Consider the following 15,101-nt stretch of genomic DNA (forward strand, 5'->3'; position numbering starts at 1 on the left):
TGTATAAATTCTTGCAATTTAAAATATTTTTACGTATAATAAGTTTTAAATTCATAAAGGAGAAAATCACATGAGCAAAACACTTCCATTGACAGTCTATTTCTTTTGGCGCAGATAAGTTGTGTTTATGCTTGGCATAGATACAACTTTTGAGTATTCTCAAAAAGTATCTGTGCCCGTGATAAAAAGCCGGGTAAATTACCCGGCTTTTTCTTTTTGAATTTAACCGCTCTTTAGTTTTTGTTAAACCATTAAAGTTAATCTATCGTGATCCAAGCAGGGCTTTACCTTTTTTATAAAAAACTAAAGAAGCAAAAAAAAAATAGAAATGAGGGATTTTACTTGGAAAATTCTAATCAAGAACTGAAGTCTTCAATGAAGACGAGACATGTGATTATGCTATCACTTGGTGGCGCCATTGGAGCGGGCTTATTTGCTGGTTCCAGTAACGCCATCCAAGCCGCTGGTCCAGCGGTAATGATTGCTTATCTTTTAGCTGGCGTAATTTTATATGTCGTGATGCATGGTGTTGGCCAAATAATCATTCATCAAAAAGAGAACACTGTTGGTTTAGCAGGGCTCATCTCCCCTTATGTGGGAAAAAGATTTGCCCACTTTACAGACTGGGTTTATTGGTCCTTATGGATGGCTGTTATGGTAGCAGAATCAGCAGCCATTGCTCAATTTTTAGGAGTTTGGCTCCCCCAAATTCCATCGTGGATTTTTGTACTTATAGTAGCTATTATTACCTTGGGGCTAAATCTTTATTCAGTACGTGTCTTTGCAGAAACAGAGTATTGGCTGGCTTGGACAAAAATTATTGTCATTCTTATTTTGATTGTTGTGGGACTTTATTTAGTCGCTACTCAAGTTTTCCATCTCGGCCTTAGTGACGGCCTTGGAAGAATGAATACTTATGGCGGATTTATGCCCAATGGCATGCAGGGAGTGTTTAATTCCATGCTTATCGTTCTTTATTCTTATGGTGGATCAGAACTTATCGCCTTGACGGTTGCAGAAGTAGAAAATCCTAAGAAAGCTATACCAAGAGCGATTCGAGGAGTTATTATCCGTATTTTCTCTTTCTATGTTATTCCAATGTTTATCTTTGTGGAGCTCTACTCATGGAAGTTTTTGAGTACAACAAAAGAAAGCCCGTTTGTCTTAATTTTTGAAAAACTTGGGATTCCAGGGGCAGCTTTGATTGTTAACTTTGTTATTATTTTAGCTCTCTTTTCTGTTATTAACTCGGCTATTTATGCCACATCACGTTCGGTTTATTCACGGGCCAAAGATGCGAAGGGTCCAATCGGACAAACGCTAGGTAGACTCTCGAAGAAACAAATCCCTGTCGCAGCAATTATCTTTTGCTCAGGCATGCTCTTTATCGGAGCTATTCTCTCCTTTATTTTTGGCGATAATCTTTTTGTCTATCTTGCAGGATCAATCTCTTATACGATTCTTATTGTATGGATGATGCTCTTGATTGCGGCGATTATTTTCTATTTTAAAACAGGACTTGGTGGTTGGTTTGTCAAGACGGTTTCCATCCTTACTTTAATTGTACTGCTTATTGTGGGCTACAATGTTGTGATTTCAAATCCGTGGGGAATTTCTGTATTTGCCTTAGTCGTCTGCCTTCTTAGCCTTTTAAGCTATCGTAAAAAAGAAGAGTAAATAAATGAAACAATAAACTGTCAAGTATTTTTCTTGACAGTATTTTTTTGTTTTGATAAACTTATCTTAATAATAAAAGCGAGGTAAGGTCTATTGAAATTATAAGTCATGAAAATTGAAAAAACGTTAAAAGCGGTTCTGCAAGAAAGACCGCAGATGTTTTTTCGCATTCATGATTTATAGAAATAGACTTTCAAAAATAAAGACCTTTTTGGGCTTATTTTGAACTCCTTTTCTCTATTTTTGTGGATGCGAAAATAGAGAAAAGGAGTTTTTATTTTGAATAAAAAACAGAAAGAGATGCAAGCTCGATTAGAGAAAATTAAAGCAGCACAGAAAAAAATACCTGTTCAAACAGGTAAGAAAATACAGGCAAAAGGCCTTAAACATGCAACAAAAGCCCACACAAGTTCGCAGCATTATACGATAGGTTTTAGCTAAAAATGAGAACAGTGTGGTTTAAAAAGCATATAAGCTTTTAGAATAGGAGAAAAATGTCGAACATTAAAATAAATCATTTAACATTTGGCTATACCGATCAGCTTATTTTTGATAATGTAAGTATTAATATTGATGATCAATGGAAGCTGGGATTAGTTGGCCGTAACGGGAGGGGGAAAACTACACTTTTAAAAATCCTTCTCGGAGAAGTGGAAGCACACATTGACATAAAGACAAATAAGAGCTTTGTTTATTTTCCTCAGACGATTAATGATAAAGAGCAGCTGACCTTATTTGTCTTGCAGGAATTAGCTGACTTTGAGCAGTGGAAACTAGAACGTGAATTAACATTAATGGGGGTTGACTTAGACACTTTATGGCGTCCTTTCAATAGTCTTTCTGGTGGAGAGCAGACAAAGATGCTGCTAGCAGTTCTATTCTTGGATGAACACAATTATCCGCTCATAGATGAACCAACCAACCATCTTGACAAGGCATCACGTGAGAAAATTGCTGCCTATTTGGCAGAAAAGAAAGGCTATATTTTAATCTCACATGATCGTCAATTTCTTAATAAAACAACGGATCATACAATGGCGATAGAACGTGCGGATTTACAAGTGTATGCAGGTAATTTTGCTGTCTACGAGGAGGAAAAACGTTTGCGCGATCTAACGGAAAAGGCGCAAGACGATAAACTCAAGAAAGAAATCGGTAGATTGAAGCAAACAGCGCGTGAAAAAGAAGCGTGGTCACGCAATTTAGAAGCAACAAAATCCCGTAAGAAGCGAGGATTTGATTCAGAAACCAAACGTGTTGATAAAGGTTTTATTGGACGAAAAGCAGCAAATATGATGCAAAAGTCTAAAAATCTCGAAAAGCGCATGAAAGAGGATATCGCTGACAAGGAACTACTTCTAAAAAATTGGGAAGAAGTACCTGGCTTGGAAATGAGTGTCTTAGAGAGCCATCAAAAACGCTTACTGACAGTGGATAATTTAACGGCTGGCTTTGAAGTCTTTCTTTTTGAACCTGTGTCTTTTACACTTGAGCAAGGCCAAGTAATTGCCCTAACAGGAGAAAACGGTCGAGGAAAATCTTCTCTAATGAAAGTCCTCACAGGAGACTTTAATGGACGTTATGCTGGTTCATTTGAGTTGGCTCATAACTTGGTCATTTCCGAAGTAAGGCAGCTTGCCGATAACAAAGGTTTCCTAAATGAATTTGCTAAAGAAGAAAACTTAGAATTAGAACTTTTCCTCAACAATTTGCGCAAGTTAGGCGTAGAGCGCAAAGTTTTTGAGCAAAAAATCGAAAATATGAGTCAAGGACAGCAGCGTAAAGTCGAACTCGCTCGCGCCTTAAGTCAGCCAGCGCACATTTATCTTTGGGATGAGCCGCTCAACTATCTTGATGTTTTTAATCAAGAGCAAATCATTCAAATGATAAAGAACAGCAAGCCCAGCATGCTCGTCATTGAGCACGATCAGTATTTTGTTGATCAAGTAGCAGATATCCAAATCGAACTCGTAAAAAGCAGCGTTTAGCACACTGCTTTTTTATTTGAAAAAATTTAGAGATTTCTTGACATGTTCCTTTTATTCCTGTATACTAAAGAAGTCGAAAGAATGAAAGCGTTTTACGTGCGCGTTATTTTAAAGACACTGCTCTCTATCCAAGAGCAAACTTTCCTATAAAATGTTTACAAAAGTAAGAACGTCCGTTGGTGAAGCGGGCGTTTTTACTTTTTTTGAATAAAAACTCTACGAAAAGCATTATTACCTAAAATAAAAGCGAAACAGTCCTTAATTTGCTATAATTAGATAAGAATAATTTTAGAAAAAGGAGTTTTATTTTGGGGATTCTTGCCATTGTTGAACTATCTATTTTTGTCCTAAACTTCTTTTTATCATTGACCATCATTTTTCGCGAGCGAAAAAGCACTTCAACAACATGGGCTTGGCTCTTTGTGGTCAATCTTCTACCTGTCTTTGGCTTTATTTTATATATCTTAGTTGGTCGTGGCATTGCACACTATCGTATTTTTAAGGTGCAGCGTGCCTTTCGTGTAGGATTTGAAGAGCAATTGAAACGTACTTGGAGAGTGTATAACGAAGAGGGATTTATAAAAAAAATAACGAGAAATCATGGTATCACACAGCTGATTCATATGCTTTTTGTTGAAGAAAAAGCCGTTATTTCAGCAAATACCGGAGTGAAAATCTTTACAGATGGTCGTGCAAAGTTTGATGCACTGCTTGATGATATTCATAATGCCCAACATCACATCCATTTAGAGTATTACATTTTTCGGATGGATCATCTGGGAAGGGAACTTACGAATGCTCTTACTGCAGCTGTAAAGCGCGGTGTTGAAGTGAAAGTACTCATTGATGCTTGGGGAAGCAATAAGACAAAAATCCGTGAGTTTGATGAATTGACGAAAGCTGGTGGAGAAGTGTCCTATTTCTTTCCACTGATTTTATCCCTCATCAATCCGCGAACAAATTATCGCCTACACCGTAAGATTGTCGTTATCGATGGTCAAATTGGTTACACAGGTGGTTTCAATGTGGGAGACGAATATGCAACAGAAACGGCTAAATTTGGCTACTGGCGAGATACCCATCTCCGTTTAACAGGCGATGTTGTGTACTCGTTGCAGAATCGCTTTATTATGGATTGGAACAGTCAGCATAAGTTTGAAATATCAGAAGCAGAAGAGTACTTCCCAGCAGCCTTAGAAGAAGATCGGATCATTACACAGTTTGTGACCTCTGGTCCAGACGAAGTCAAAGCGCAAATAAAAATGACCTATATGAAGATGATAAACAGTGCAGAACGTGAAATCATTATTCAAACACCCTATTACGTGCCCGATGATGCCCTGCACGAATCTTTAAAATTAGCCCTTTTATCTGGGGTGGAAGTTCGGCTCATGATTCCTAACAAACCGGATCATCCATTGGTTTATTGGGCGACCTATTATTATGCAGCTGACTTGCTTAAGATGGGAGCAAAGGTTTATACTTATGAGAAGGGCTTTGTACATTCTAAAACGCTCATTATCGATGGGGAGTATGCATCTGTAGGATCAGCAAACTTCGACAATCGAAGTCTGCAACTTTGTTTTGAGGGAAATATGGTCCTTTACGATTATGATATTTCGCAAAAATTACGGGAAGACTTTAAGAAAGACCTTGAAGTCAGCAAGCGATTGACCATGGAGATATATGAAGAGCGAAGCACAAGCATTCGCTTCAAAGAAGGGCTTGCAAGGCTCATTAGTCCAATGCTTTAAACAAAAAATGATCCTATTTATACAATAAGAAAGAGGAGAAAAACATGGATAACAAACTGAATATTGTCATTATTACCGGGATGTCAGGTGCAGGTAAAACTGTAGCCATTCAATCTTTTGAAGATATGGGCTACTTTGCCGTTGACAATATGCCACCTAACTTAATTGAAAAATTTGTTGAGCTTCTCAATACACCCGACAGTAAAATAAACAAAGTTGCAATGGTTGTTGACATGCGCTCACGTATCTTCTTTGACCGTTTACGTGGTATCGTTGCAGAACTCTCAAATCTACCAGAAGTGAATTTTAAACTTTTATTCCTTGATGCAAGTGATGTTGAATTGGTTGCACGATATAAAGAAACACGTCGCTCACATCCGCTCGCTATTGATGGACGTGTATTGGATGGGATTACGCAAGAGCGCGAAATTCTCTCGGATTTGAAGTCCTTGGCTGAAGTTGTAATCGATACAAGTGAGCTCACACCACGTAATTTGCGGGCTCGTATTCTTGAGCGCTTTTCAGAAACAAAAGAAGCTCCATTTCGTATCGAAGTTGTTTCCTTTGGCTTTAAGTACGGTTTGCCTATGGATGCAGACTTAGTCTTTGATGTGCGTTTTCTACCAAATCCACACTACATTCCAGAGCTTCGTGATAAAACAGGGCAAGATAAAGAAGTCTTCAACTATGTCATGAATCAAGAAGCTTCTGAAGCATTTTATAAAAATTTAATGAACATGCTCTTGCCGATTATTCCTGCTTACCAAAAAGAAGGAAAATCTGTATTGACAATTGCTTTTGGCTGTACTGGTGGGCAACACCGCTCTGTCGCATTTGCTGAACGCGTATCCAAAGCACTTCTTAAAGAAGACTGGCATTTAAATACTAGCCACAGAGATAAGGATAGACGGAAAGAAACGGTTAATCGATCATGAGCAAATCAAAAGTAGTAGTTATAGGAGGCGGGACTGGAATTCCCGTCATTTTGAAGTCTTTGCGACAAGAAAATATCGATCTTTCCGCAATTGTAACAGTAGCAGATGATGGTGGTTCTTCGGGTCGCCTGCGTTCAGCAATTAATATTGCTCCGCCAGGAGACTTGCGGAATGTTCTTATTGCCATGAGCGATATGCCCAAATTTTATGCAGATATTCTGCAATATCGTTTTGATGCAAGCGATGGAGAACTTGCTGGACATCCCTTAGGTAACTTGATTATCGCTGCGATTGGTGAGATGCAAGGTTCAACTTATCAAGCAGTACAAACTTTAGCACGATTTTTCCACGTGCGTGGCAATGTTTATCCTTCCAGTGATGTGGCACTGACCTTGCATGCTGTTTTTAATGATGGGCACGAAGTTGAAGGTGAAAGTAAAATTGCTGATTATGATGGCTTGATTCATCATGTTTATTTGACGGAGACAAACACAGGCCAGAGCCCACGCGCCTCTAAAAAGGTGGTGCAATCTATAATGGAAGCAGATACGATCGTTTTAGGGCCTGGCTCCCTCTTTACTTCAATCTTACCAAATATAGTCATCCCAGAAATTGGTGAAGCCTTACTTAAAACAAAAGCTCGTATCATTTATGTCTGCAATATCATGACACAACGCGGGGAAACTGAGCACTTTAGTGATGCAGATCATGTGCGTGTTATCCATGAACATTTAGGCACTCGTGTGATTGATACCGTACTTGTAAATAGTGCGGAAGTGCCAGAAGAGTATATGAATTCAAATGAATTCGATGAGTATTTGGTCCAAGTTGTTCATGACTTTAAAGCACTCAAAGATGAAGAAGTTAACATTATTTCAAATGATTTCTTACAGTTGGTTAATGGAGGAGCCTTCCATAATGGTGATGCCATTGCTTCAGAAATCATGGGTATCAGTGCACGTTGTGAGAGAAAAAAAGAATGAGTTTTACGAGTGAAATAAAAAAAGAGCTCACGAGTCAAAAAGCAAGTCGAGGAACTTTACTCGCTTTAATACGCATGAATGGATCTCTGGGTATTTCTGGAGGTTTGACCTTGTCTTTGTCTACTGAAAATGCAGCTACCGCAAAGTATATCTATCAGATGCTCCTTGAAATTTATCAAATACGTGCTGAAATTCGGGTGCATCAGAAAACAACACTTTCCAAAAATAGAGTGTACACCGTTTTTATTGAAGATAAAGTTAATGAGTTGCTCAATGAACTGCAACTGTCGGATTCGCTGATGTTTTTGGATTCAGGTATTCCTGAGTCAGTGAAGTATGACCAACAAGCACAAGAAGATTATATGCGGGGGGCTTTTTTATCAAGTGGTTCGATGCATAATCCAGAAAAAGGCGATTATCAGTTGTCTATTTCTAGTGTGTATCAGGAACATGCTGAAGACTTAAAAGATATTTTTAATAATTTCGGATTTGATGCGCGTGTCATTGCGCGGAAGAATCGCTATATCCTTTATTTATCTAAAGCAGAGGAAATCATGGACTTTTTGACCTTAATTGGAGCGATGAAGGCACGTTTAAAATTTGAAGATGCAAAAATAATGCGTGAAATGCGTGGCTTGGCAAACCGTCAATCCAACTTTGAATCGGCAAATATAAACAAATCAGTGTCGGCAGCACAAGATGTAATATCGGCAGTTAAATATTTGGCAGAGAAGAAAGAGCTGGAAAATTTGCCGCCTGCACTTACAGAGGTTGCTCATGCTCGGATTGCTCACCCTGAAGCGACCATCAAAGAATTAGGGCAACTTTTGGATCCACCGTTGGGTAAATCAGGTGTGAATCACCGGTTACGAAAATTGACATCCTTAGCTGAAGAAATAAAAAAAAGCGGAAATTAATCCGCTTTTTTTAGTGCATTTAAAAACATTTCAGTAAGAATCTCAGGGCGCTTCAGTGCCCTTTCCAAAGGGATTGTTTTCATTCCTTCACTCATAATATCGATAAAAAGAATCAGATCCTCATCCGTGTAATCAGGAGAAATTTGTCCTTCTGCACGCCCTTTTTGAAAGAGTTTTTGATAAACAAGATGTTGAATATGTCGCATATCTGTATCAAAGAAGTTAGGATCAGTAGCGTATTGATTCATCATGTTTTGCAAAAAAATATCCGTCATCATATGGATCTGTTTTATTTTAAAACGCGAAACCTGGCGAAAAGTCTCACGAAAATTTTCCTTCGTGTTTACCAAGTGTTGAATTTCCTCAATCATAAAATTAAGTGCATTTCGTATAACGATATTCATCAAGTTATTTTTATTCTTGTAATATTTAAAAATTGTGACCTTAGAGACCTGTGCCAGTTGAGCAATTTCATCCATAGAAATATCTGAAATTAAGCGTTCTCGTAGTAGGTTAGAAGTCACTTCAAGAATGGCTTTTTTCTTTTTTTCTGTTTGATTCATTTTCTCGCCTCCACAAAAGAATACTTTATATGTATTATATCTTTTCGTTTGTACTCTTTCAACTAAAATAGTACAATATGAACTATAAAAGTAAAAATAGTACATATTATTTATGGAGTGAGGAGGAAAAGCAATGCAAAAGATTGTTGAAATAAAAAACTTGCAGAAAAATTTTGGTAAATTTCAAGCTTTGAAGAATGTTACATTAGATGTAAATGCCGGAGAAGTTTTGGGCTATATTGGTCCCAATGGTTCAGGAAAATCAACAACGATTCGTGTTTTGCTGGGGATTATTAAAAAGAGTGGAGGTTCAGCCACAATATTTGGTAAAGATGTGTGGACAGATGCCATTGGGATTCATAAGAAAATTGCTTATGTGCCTGGCGATGTATATCTTTGGCCCAATCTTTCTGGGGGCGAGATTATTGACCTTTTCTTGAAGCTACATGGTCATGCAGATTTAAAAAAACGTGATGAACTTATCAAGAAGTTTGAACTTGATCCCAAGAAAAAGGCGCGTAGCTATTCCAAAGGAAACCGTCAGAAGATTGCCTTAATTGCTGCCTTAGCCACGGATGCTGAACTTTATATATTTGACGAGCCAACCAGTGGTTTGGATCCCTTGATGGAATCGGTTTTCCAAGCTGAAGTCCAGCGCCTCAAAAAAGCAGGGAAAGCCATTATTTTGTCCAGCCATATCTTATCTGAAGTCGAACGTCTAGCAGATCGTGTTGCTGTAATTCGAAAAGGAGAAATCGTTGAGACAGGCTCACTTGATGATTTACGTCATTTGACACGTGATACTTTTAAAGTCGAAACTCATCAAGCGCCAGAAGAGTTGCGTGGATTAGAGGGCGTACATGATTTACATCTCAATGGTAACAAGGCTGTTTTTCAAGTGGATTCGGATAAAACAGATGTTATCTTAAAAACCTTACTTAAGTATGGGGTGAAGAAGTTAGAGTCTACACCGCCAACTTTAGAAGAGCTCTTCATGCATCATTATGAGTAGGAGGTGGACATTATGGATAAACCATTAAATAAAACCTTCAGTATGGTGAAGGCCTTGCTCAAGAGAGATTGGTTAAAGCTGGTCTTTTGGATAGCCGGTGTGTTGGCTTTTGCAGCATCAGGAGTGGGTAAATTTGAGCTTATCATGCAGACTGACAGTCAAAGAGAAACTATGTTTAATGTTTTTCAAGGACCAGCTATGACGGCATTATTCGGTCCTATGACGGTCACTCAAGGAAAGGATTTTACCGCAGCAGCAGCTTATGGCACGACCATGCCTTTAATTACAGCAATAACATTTGCTGTTGTTTCTGTTATCTACGTTGTCAATCGAACGCGTAAAGAAGAAGAGGATGGAATTGCTGAAGTTTTCCGTTCTTTTCAAGTGGGAAAGCTAGCCAATACTACAGCTGTCGTTATTGAACTCTTTGTTTTACAAATCTTGATTACTGTGGTTTTGGCGATTTCAATTCAGTTGCAAAATATTCCGGGCATGACTTCTTTTAGCGTAAATCTCTTGTTTACCTCTGCTATAGGTGCTCAAAGTTTAATGTGGGGCTTATTCGCACTTGTTTTTGCGCAAATCTTTTCCGACTCAGATAGTGCTAAAGGTGCCACTTTTGGCTTCCTTGGCTTGCTCTATCTTATTCGTATGGGAACAGATACACAAAATGTAAATTGGGGCTATTGGAATCCCTTGAGTTGGTCATATCTGACCGACCCTTATGTTAAGAATCATTGGCTTCCCATCTTGTTAGCATTGGGATTAAGCCTTGTCCTTCTCGTTCTAGCTTATTTCCTTGAGATTAGACGAGATGTCAATGCAGGTTATATTCCAGAGATAAACGGTAAGGACCATGCTTCGAAAATCTTGCTTAGTTTTACAGGACTTACGCTGAGGCAACAACGTACAGCCAGTATCGGATGGATTTTGGGACTTTTTGTTCTAGGTATCACTTATGGATCTATGATTGACCAAATCGGTGGCTTTGTTGAATCTAGTCCAACTATATCCAAACTCTTTAATATTGACCCTCATCTGGCAAATGAAGCCAGCAAGGCAGTAAGTAAAGCGATGATTGAAAGTTTTATGTCGACAATCTTTATGATTTGTGCGGTAATGGTTGCTTGTTTTGCGGTCACTTCCCTCATGCGGCTGGTAACAGAAGAACGAAAAAATCGTCAAGAACAGCTTTATGCTATGCCGATTAGCCGTTATAAAGTTTATGCAACCTATATGATTATCTCTTGGATATTGGGGGCTCTTGCTCAATTTGCAGTTGTACTTGGTATCTATCTGGCTCAAGCTAATAACGCCAATGCATTTAGCTTTGCTAAAGTAGCTGCTGTGGGGATGTCTTGGACAGTTGGAGTTTTCTTTGTTCTGGGCATTTTAGGCTTGCTCATAGCCTTGGTTCCACGTTTGAGTGCTTTGATTTGGGGTTATCTTGGCTTTGCGTTCTTCATGAGTTATATTGGCAACATATTGAATCTCCCGGCTTGGTTAAATAATTTTAATATTTTCCACCATATTTCAAGGCTTCCGGTCGAAACGATGAACTGGGGTAATTTTGTACTCATATTTGCTTTAGCAGTATCTTTTTCTCTACTTGGAATGGTTGCTTATCGCCAGCGTGACTTGATTGGTGATTAAATAAAAAATAGTCCAGATGGACTATTTTTTTAATTGATGATAGCGATTGTACCAAATGTCAACATACTCTTTGGAGAAAGGTCCGCGTTCATTATTTATCCAATCAACAAGAATTTTTACATTTTCTTTCAAAATATGGTCAATTTCAGGAGAGTAGTTCATTTGTCTTCTGTGACGTTCATATTCTTCAACATCCAAGAGTTTTTTCTCGCCATCTTTAAATACTTTTACATCGAGATCGTAGTCGATGTATTTCAGCGCCTCATTGTCTAAAACAAAGGGGCTCGCAAGGTTGCAGTAGTAGCTGACGCCTTCCTCACGAATCATAGCAATGATGTTAAACCAAAACTTTTTGTGGAAATAAACGATTGCAGGTTCACGTGTGACCCAACGACGGTCGTCTGACTCGGTTACAAGTGTGTGGTCATTTACACCAATAATTGAATTTTCATTTGTTTTCAGTATCATCGTATCTCGCCAGGTACGATGTAAACTGCCATCATGTTTATAGCTTTGAATCGTGACAAGGTCGCCTTCTTTCGGAAGATTCAAGGCTTCACCAACTTTCCAAAATTCAAAGTTCTCGCTTATTATTATAGCATAATATTCAAAAAGTTTCTGAACTTAGGTTGGCAGTTCAAAAAAACTTAAGCTACTAAGAAACTCCTTTGACAGATTCTGTTCACGATAATTTTGCCAGCTATCAAGTGATCTAATCGCCTGATATCTTTTACGCAAATGATAGTGTTCTTCGATTTGATATTCAGGATAATCTTGCAGAAAATCGCTAACCATTTGCCACTCGTAAGTGTAACCTAAGGGGCGGGAATGATACATGATTCCATCAATAGATTGAGCAGAAATACGATGATGTGCGTGTCCAAAGACCACGTCCGTAATTTGCGGAAACTGAATAAACAGCTCATGGAAAGCTTGGGAACCAAGATAAGCATTGAAGCGCTCAAATTTTTTATAAGCTGTATTAATGGAAAAAGCTTTGTGTGGAACAAAATGCATGGCAATGATGATACGGCCAGAAAAATCTAGATTTTCCAAGATACGTTTAAGGCTGTTAAGAGTATGCTGTGTTGTGAGAGCATCGCTATAATCACGATGAATTTTACGATCAAAGTAAAAACTATTCTTAAAGGCTAAAAGTTTTTCCTTCGAGTAATCTTGAGTGAAAGAATAATCATACCAACCATGAAAACTAATCAAAAGTGTATCACCGAAATACTTAAGTGAAAAATCCTGTGCATTAATTTCTTTTTCGGATAAATGTACCATATCGTGATTGCCAAGATTATGGCTGATATCGAAACACTTTGATAATTGATTAAAAAAAGGTGCCGTAATTTTTTTATAGTCGTTGGACATGTCGCCTGCAAAGTGCAAGTCTGTCACAGATTGCTCTTGTAGCGTATCAATAAAAACTTGAATTTCAGTATCTGTAAATTGATTAACATCCAGATGCAAATCTGAAAGCAGTGCTAATTTTTTCATAGTTAAATTATAACAGAAGCGCAAGTCAAGTTCTAATTGTGTTGACCGAAAAAAGACTACAGGAGTTTTTTATTTATTGATAATTTTGGACTAATTTTTCAATTGCCTCATCCAACAAGGTATAAAATGCTGCGATGTGTGCTCCATCCACAAGGGCGTGGTTAGCAAGAACCGAAAGGGGAAGCAACAGTTCATTGTTTTGTTCAAAATACTTTCCCCAGGTGATTCTTGGATTGCTGTCCGCAGGAACTGGTGTTGGATTAATCATAGAAGTGAAAGAGAACCATGGGAGCGTGGAGATAAATAATTTATTTAAAGTATCCTCTGCTTCCTCATCGATTGAGCGTATGGTTTTAGCTTTTTCTTGCTCTTCCACGGCATAGCTCAAAAATGCAGCAAAATCAGGTGTATAATCAAGATTGCAGTAAGTATAGGTTCCATCATCTAAGGAAACTGTGTGTGAAGTCTGACAGTTATCAAATTCTATAATTTTATCTTCAACGATACGTTGCTTAAATTCTGAAACACCGTTTGCTGCTTGTGACACACAGTAACAGATGGTCAAGAAAAATGGTAACTTATTCTCTTTTATCGTTGCAAGAAGTTGTGTAATATTTACGTTCACGGTCACTCCAACATAAGGTTGAGCGAGACTTTTAAAATATTCAAAATGTGAAAGCCGATTATAGGAAGCCATGTCAAGATATTTAAAATTCATTGTTTCTCCTCAAAAATCACTATTACAAGCGAGTACTTCCTTAGAGTGTATCATAGATTTCTATAATTTTGAAGGACTTATCCAGCTGTCAGCTAAATTAAAAGTATTTTTTTATTTTGTGTGGAGATAAAATGGTCGCGCTTTCTTTTCTTGGGGCTTTGTATTAAAATAGAAACAAGGAGTAAAAAAGTATGAAAAAATTAATAATGTTATCTGGTATTGCACTTATGTCATTGACATTGGTTGCTTGTTCGTCCGAAAAAGCTTCTAAAACAAAGTCCTCAGAAGAAAAAACAGAGGTGACAAGTCAAACATCAACGATCGAAAGTTCAGTGTCTACTGAAAGTACAAAAAGTATAGAAAGTGAAACAAGTAGCCCAGAAGAAGTGATACCAAGTTCAGAGCCAGAAACCTCTACTGAAGTTACTCCGGACTCAAGTACAGAGGTACAAGAAGTTGATTTGGATGAAGCGGCAATTTTAAACAATGATTTTACAACACTGTCTGGCACATGGGGTGCTGGAAATGGCAATATTTTAATAATTAACCCAGACCATAGTGCAACTCTTAATGGAGAGGCACAGACAATTACTGTGGATACTGTAAGTTCAGGGCAAAAAGTACTCAATATTCGAATGGCAACTGGTGTGGCACGTGCTGGAGCAGCAATCGAAACATTAAAGGTTGGAGAAAAAAATTCATATGGCGATCAATCAGATACATCTAAGCCACGTCTGCTTTTAGTGCAAGGTGGGTCAAACAGTCCTGCTGAAGAATATTTCTACAGAAAATAAATTTGTAAGCTTATAAATTATAGCTAACTAGAGTCCGAACGATAATTTTGATATAATAGGGGGGGATCAAAATTAAGATTAGAATTTATATAGGTTATAGATGAAGAATATGGTAAAAATACTGCAAGGGATTTCAAGAATTCTCTTACTCGTTGTTGGCTTAGCATTAATCTCAGGCTCTCTCTTTTTTACTGGGGTTCATATGGCTAATAAAAACGTCACAAAAACTGAAACACAAGGTGTGATTGTCCGCGGGGATGAAGCATTAAAAGAGGTGAACTACACTTTTGAAGGTGTCAGTCACCAAGTACGTCCCTTGGATACTTACTTTAGAAACTTGGGCACTGTTGATACAAAAATCAAAATTTACGTGGATAATGAACATCCAGAACGTATCTTTTTGACTTATCGTGGCGATGGCTTGATGCGTACAGCGGGAATCTTAGCAGGTTGGGGCTTATTATTGTTGGTCATTCTCTTGGGGGAAAGACAGCTGATGAGTCGTATGAAAAAGCTTGAGCAACTTGCCGAAGAAGAAGAAAAAGAAACACTTTCTTGATTGTGTTTCTTTTTTATATCAACTCTTGTGCAAAAAAACACAAGC

General features: G+C 38.0%; 15 protein-coding genes. 11 read left to right on the top strand and 4 right to left on the bottom strand.

From position 1 onward, the window contains the following. Positions 1 to 342: 342 nt before the first annotated feature. From J0J35_RS02245 to whiA, 7 genes are all read left to right on the top strand, one after another. Complete coding sequence (locus J0J35_RS02245; protein ID WP_019291882.1) at positions 343 to 1,677, top strand: amino acid permease; 1,335 nt, start codon at positions 343 to 345, stop codon at positions 1,675 to 1,677. A gap of 279 nt (positions 1,678 to 1,956) precedes the next feature. Then, positions 1,957 to 2,118 carry a hypothetical protein gene (locus J0J35_RS02250; protein WP_019291881.1) on the top strand — a complete coding sequence of 54 codons (162 nt, stop codon included), beginning with the start codon at positions 1,957 to 1,959 and terminating at the stop codon, positions 2,116 to 2,118. A gap of 53 nt (positions 2,119 to 2,171) precedes the next feature. Beyond that, positions 2,172 to 3,665 carry an ABC-F type ribosomal protection protein Lsa(D) gene (lsa(D), locus tag J0J35_RS02255; RefSeq protein ID WP_019291880.1) on the top strand — a complete coding sequence of 498 codons (1,494 nt, stop codon included), beginning with the start codon at positions 2,172 to 2,174 and terminating at the stop codon, positions 3,663 to 3,665. A 308-nt stretch (positions 3,666 to 3,973) separates the two neighbouring features. After that, a complete protein-coding gene (gene cls, locus J0J35_RS02260) occupies positions 3,974 to 5,419 on the top strand; it encodes a cardiolipin synthase (RefSeq protein ID WP_206917491.1) in 1,446 nt (481 codons plus the stop codon). A 44-nt stretch (positions 5,420 to 5,463) separates the two neighbouring features. Continuing rightward, positions 5,464 to 6,354, top strand: coding sequence for an RNase adapter RapZ (gene rapZ / locus J0J35_RS02265; protein WP_019291878.1), 891 nt, complete (start codon positions 5,464 to 5,466; stop codon positions 6,352 to 6,354). Continuing rightward, positions 6,351 to 7,337, top strand: coding sequence for a YvcK family protein (yvcK, locus tag J0J35_RS02270; protein WP_019291877.1), 987 nt, complete (start codon positions 6,351 to 6,353; stop codon positions 7,335 to 7,337). The genes rapZ and yvcK overlap by 4 nt, the downstream gene beginning before the upstream one ends. Beyond that, positions 7,334 to 8,254, top strand: a complete 921-nt coding sequence (gene whiA / locus J0J35_RS02275) for a DNA-binding protein WhiA (RefSeq protein WP_019291876.1) — start codon at positions 7,334 to 7,336, stop codon at positions 8,252 to 8,254. Before yvcK ends, whiA begins: the two co-directional genes overlap by 4 nt. Here whiA and J0J35_RS02280 read toward each other — a convergent pair. After that, entirely contained in the window at positions 8,251 to 8,817 is a 567-nt protein-coding gene (locus J0J35_RS02280; protein WP_019291875.1) for a TetR/AcrR family transcriptional regulator, read from the bottom strand. The genes whiA and J0J35_RS02280 overlap by 4 nt on opposite strands. A gap of 133 nt (positions 8,818 to 8,950) precedes the next feature. Here J0J35_RS02280 and J0J35_RS02285 point away from each other — a divergent pair, with 133 nt between their 5' ends. Then, complete coding sequence (locus tag J0J35_RS02285; protein ID WP_165719533.1) at positions 8,951 to 9,829, top strand: ABC transporter ATP-binding protein; 879 nt, start codon at positions 8,951 to 8,953, stop codon at positions 9,827 to 9,829. Positions 9,830 to 9,841: 12 nt separating this feature from the next. Then, positions 9,842 to 11,482 carry an ABC transporter permease gene (locus J0J35_RS02290; RefSeq protein ID WP_206917492.1) on the top strand — a complete coding sequence of 547 codons (1,641 nt, stop codon included), beginning with the start codon at positions 9,842 to 9,844 and terminating at the stop codon, positions 11,480 to 11,482. A gap of 21 nt (positions 11,483 to 11,503) precedes the next feature. Here J0J35_RS02290 and J0J35_RS02295 read toward each other — a convergent pair whose 3' ends face one another. The 3 genes from J0J35_RS02295 to J0J35_RS02305 form a co-directional block, all read right to left on the bottom strand. Then, positions 11,504 to 12,034 (bottom strand): DUF402 domain-containing protein, encoded by a 531-nt coding sequence (locus tag J0J35_RS02295; RefSeq protein ID WP_004258003.1) that lies wholly within the window; start codon positions 12,032 to 12,034, stop codon positions 11,504 to 11,506. Positions 12,035 to 12,106: 72 nt separating this feature from the next. After that, on the bottom strand, positions 12,107 to 12,985 hold the full coding sequence (locus tag J0J35_RS02300; protein ID WP_242534039.1) for a phosphoesterase: 879 nt from the start codon (positions 12,983 to 12,985) through the stop codon (positions 12,107 to 12,109). Between the two features lie 73 nt (positions 12,986 to 13,058). Beyond that, entirely contained in the window at positions 13,059 to 13,703 is a 645-nt protein-coding gene (locus J0J35_RS02305) for a CatA-like O-acetyltransferase (protein WP_019293174.1), read from the bottom strand. Between the two features lie 191 nt (positions 13,704 to 13,894). Between J0J35_RS02305 and J0J35_RS02310 the strand changes: the two genes are divergently transcribed. Both J0J35_RS02310 and J0J35_RS02315 read left to right on the top strand, forming a co-directional pair. After that, a complete protein-coding gene (locus J0J35_RS02310) occupies positions 13,895 to 14,497 on the top strand; it encodes a DUF6287 domain-containing protein (protein ID WP_206917495.1) in 603 nt (200 codons plus the stop codon). A gap of 100 nt (positions 14,498 to 14,597) precedes the next feature. Continuing rightward, positions 14,598 to 15,056: a hypothetical protein gene (locus J0J35_RS02315; RefSeq protein ID WP_206917498.1), complete on the top strand. Its 459-nt coding sequence runs from the start codon at positions 14,598 to 14,600 to the stop codon at positions 15,054 to 15,056. Positions 15,057 to 15,101: the final 45 nt, after the last annotated feature.

The sequence above is a fragment of the Lactococcus sp. LG606 genome, assembly GCF_017309645.1.
In the GTDB taxonomy this organism is placed as follows: Bacteria; Bacillota; Bacilli; order Lactobacillales; family Streptococcaceae; genus Lactococcus; species Lactococcus petauri.

Bases quoted from the DNA above. Each gene is read 5' to 3' on its own strand.
- rapZ (WP_019291878.1), top strand. From the start codon at position 5,464: ATGGATAACAAACTGAATATTGTCATTATTACCGGGATGTCAGGTGCA.
- yvcK (WP_019291877.1), top strand. From the start codon at position 6,351: ATGAGCAAATCAAAAGTAGTAGTTATAGGAGGCGGGACTGGAATTCCC.
- whiA (WP_019291876.1), top strand. From the start codon at position 7,334: ATGAGTTTTACGAGTGAAATAAAAAAAGAGCTCACGAGTCAAAAAGCA.
- J0J35_RS02280 (WP_019291875.1), bottom strand. From the start codon at position 8,817: ATGAATCAAACAGAAAAAAAGAAAAAAGCCATTCTTGAAGTGACTTCT.
- J0J35_RS02285 (WP_165719533.1), top strand. From the start codon at position 8,951: ATGCAAAAGATTGTTGAAATAAAAAACTTGCAGAAAAATTTTGGTAAA.
- J0J35_RS02290 (WP_206917492.1), top strand. From the start codon at position 9,842: ATGGATAAACCATTAAATAAAACCTTCAGTATGGTGAAGGCCTTGCTC.
- J0J35_RS02300 (WP_242534039.1), bottom strand. From the start codon at position 12,985: ATGAAAAAATTAGCACTGCTTTCAGATTTGCATCTGGATGTTAATCAA.
- J0J35_RS02305 (WP_019293174.1), bottom strand. From the start codon at position 13,703: ATGAATTTTAAATATCTTGACATGGCTTCCTATAATCGGCTTTCACAT.
- J0J35_RS02310 (WP_206917495.1), top strand. From the start codon at position 13,895: ATGAAAAAATTAATAATGTTATCTGGTATTGCACTTATGTCATTGACA.
- J0J35_RS02315 (WP_206917498.1), top strand. From the start codon at position 14,598: ATGAAGAATATGGTAAAAATACTGCAAGGGATTTCAAGAATTCTCTTA.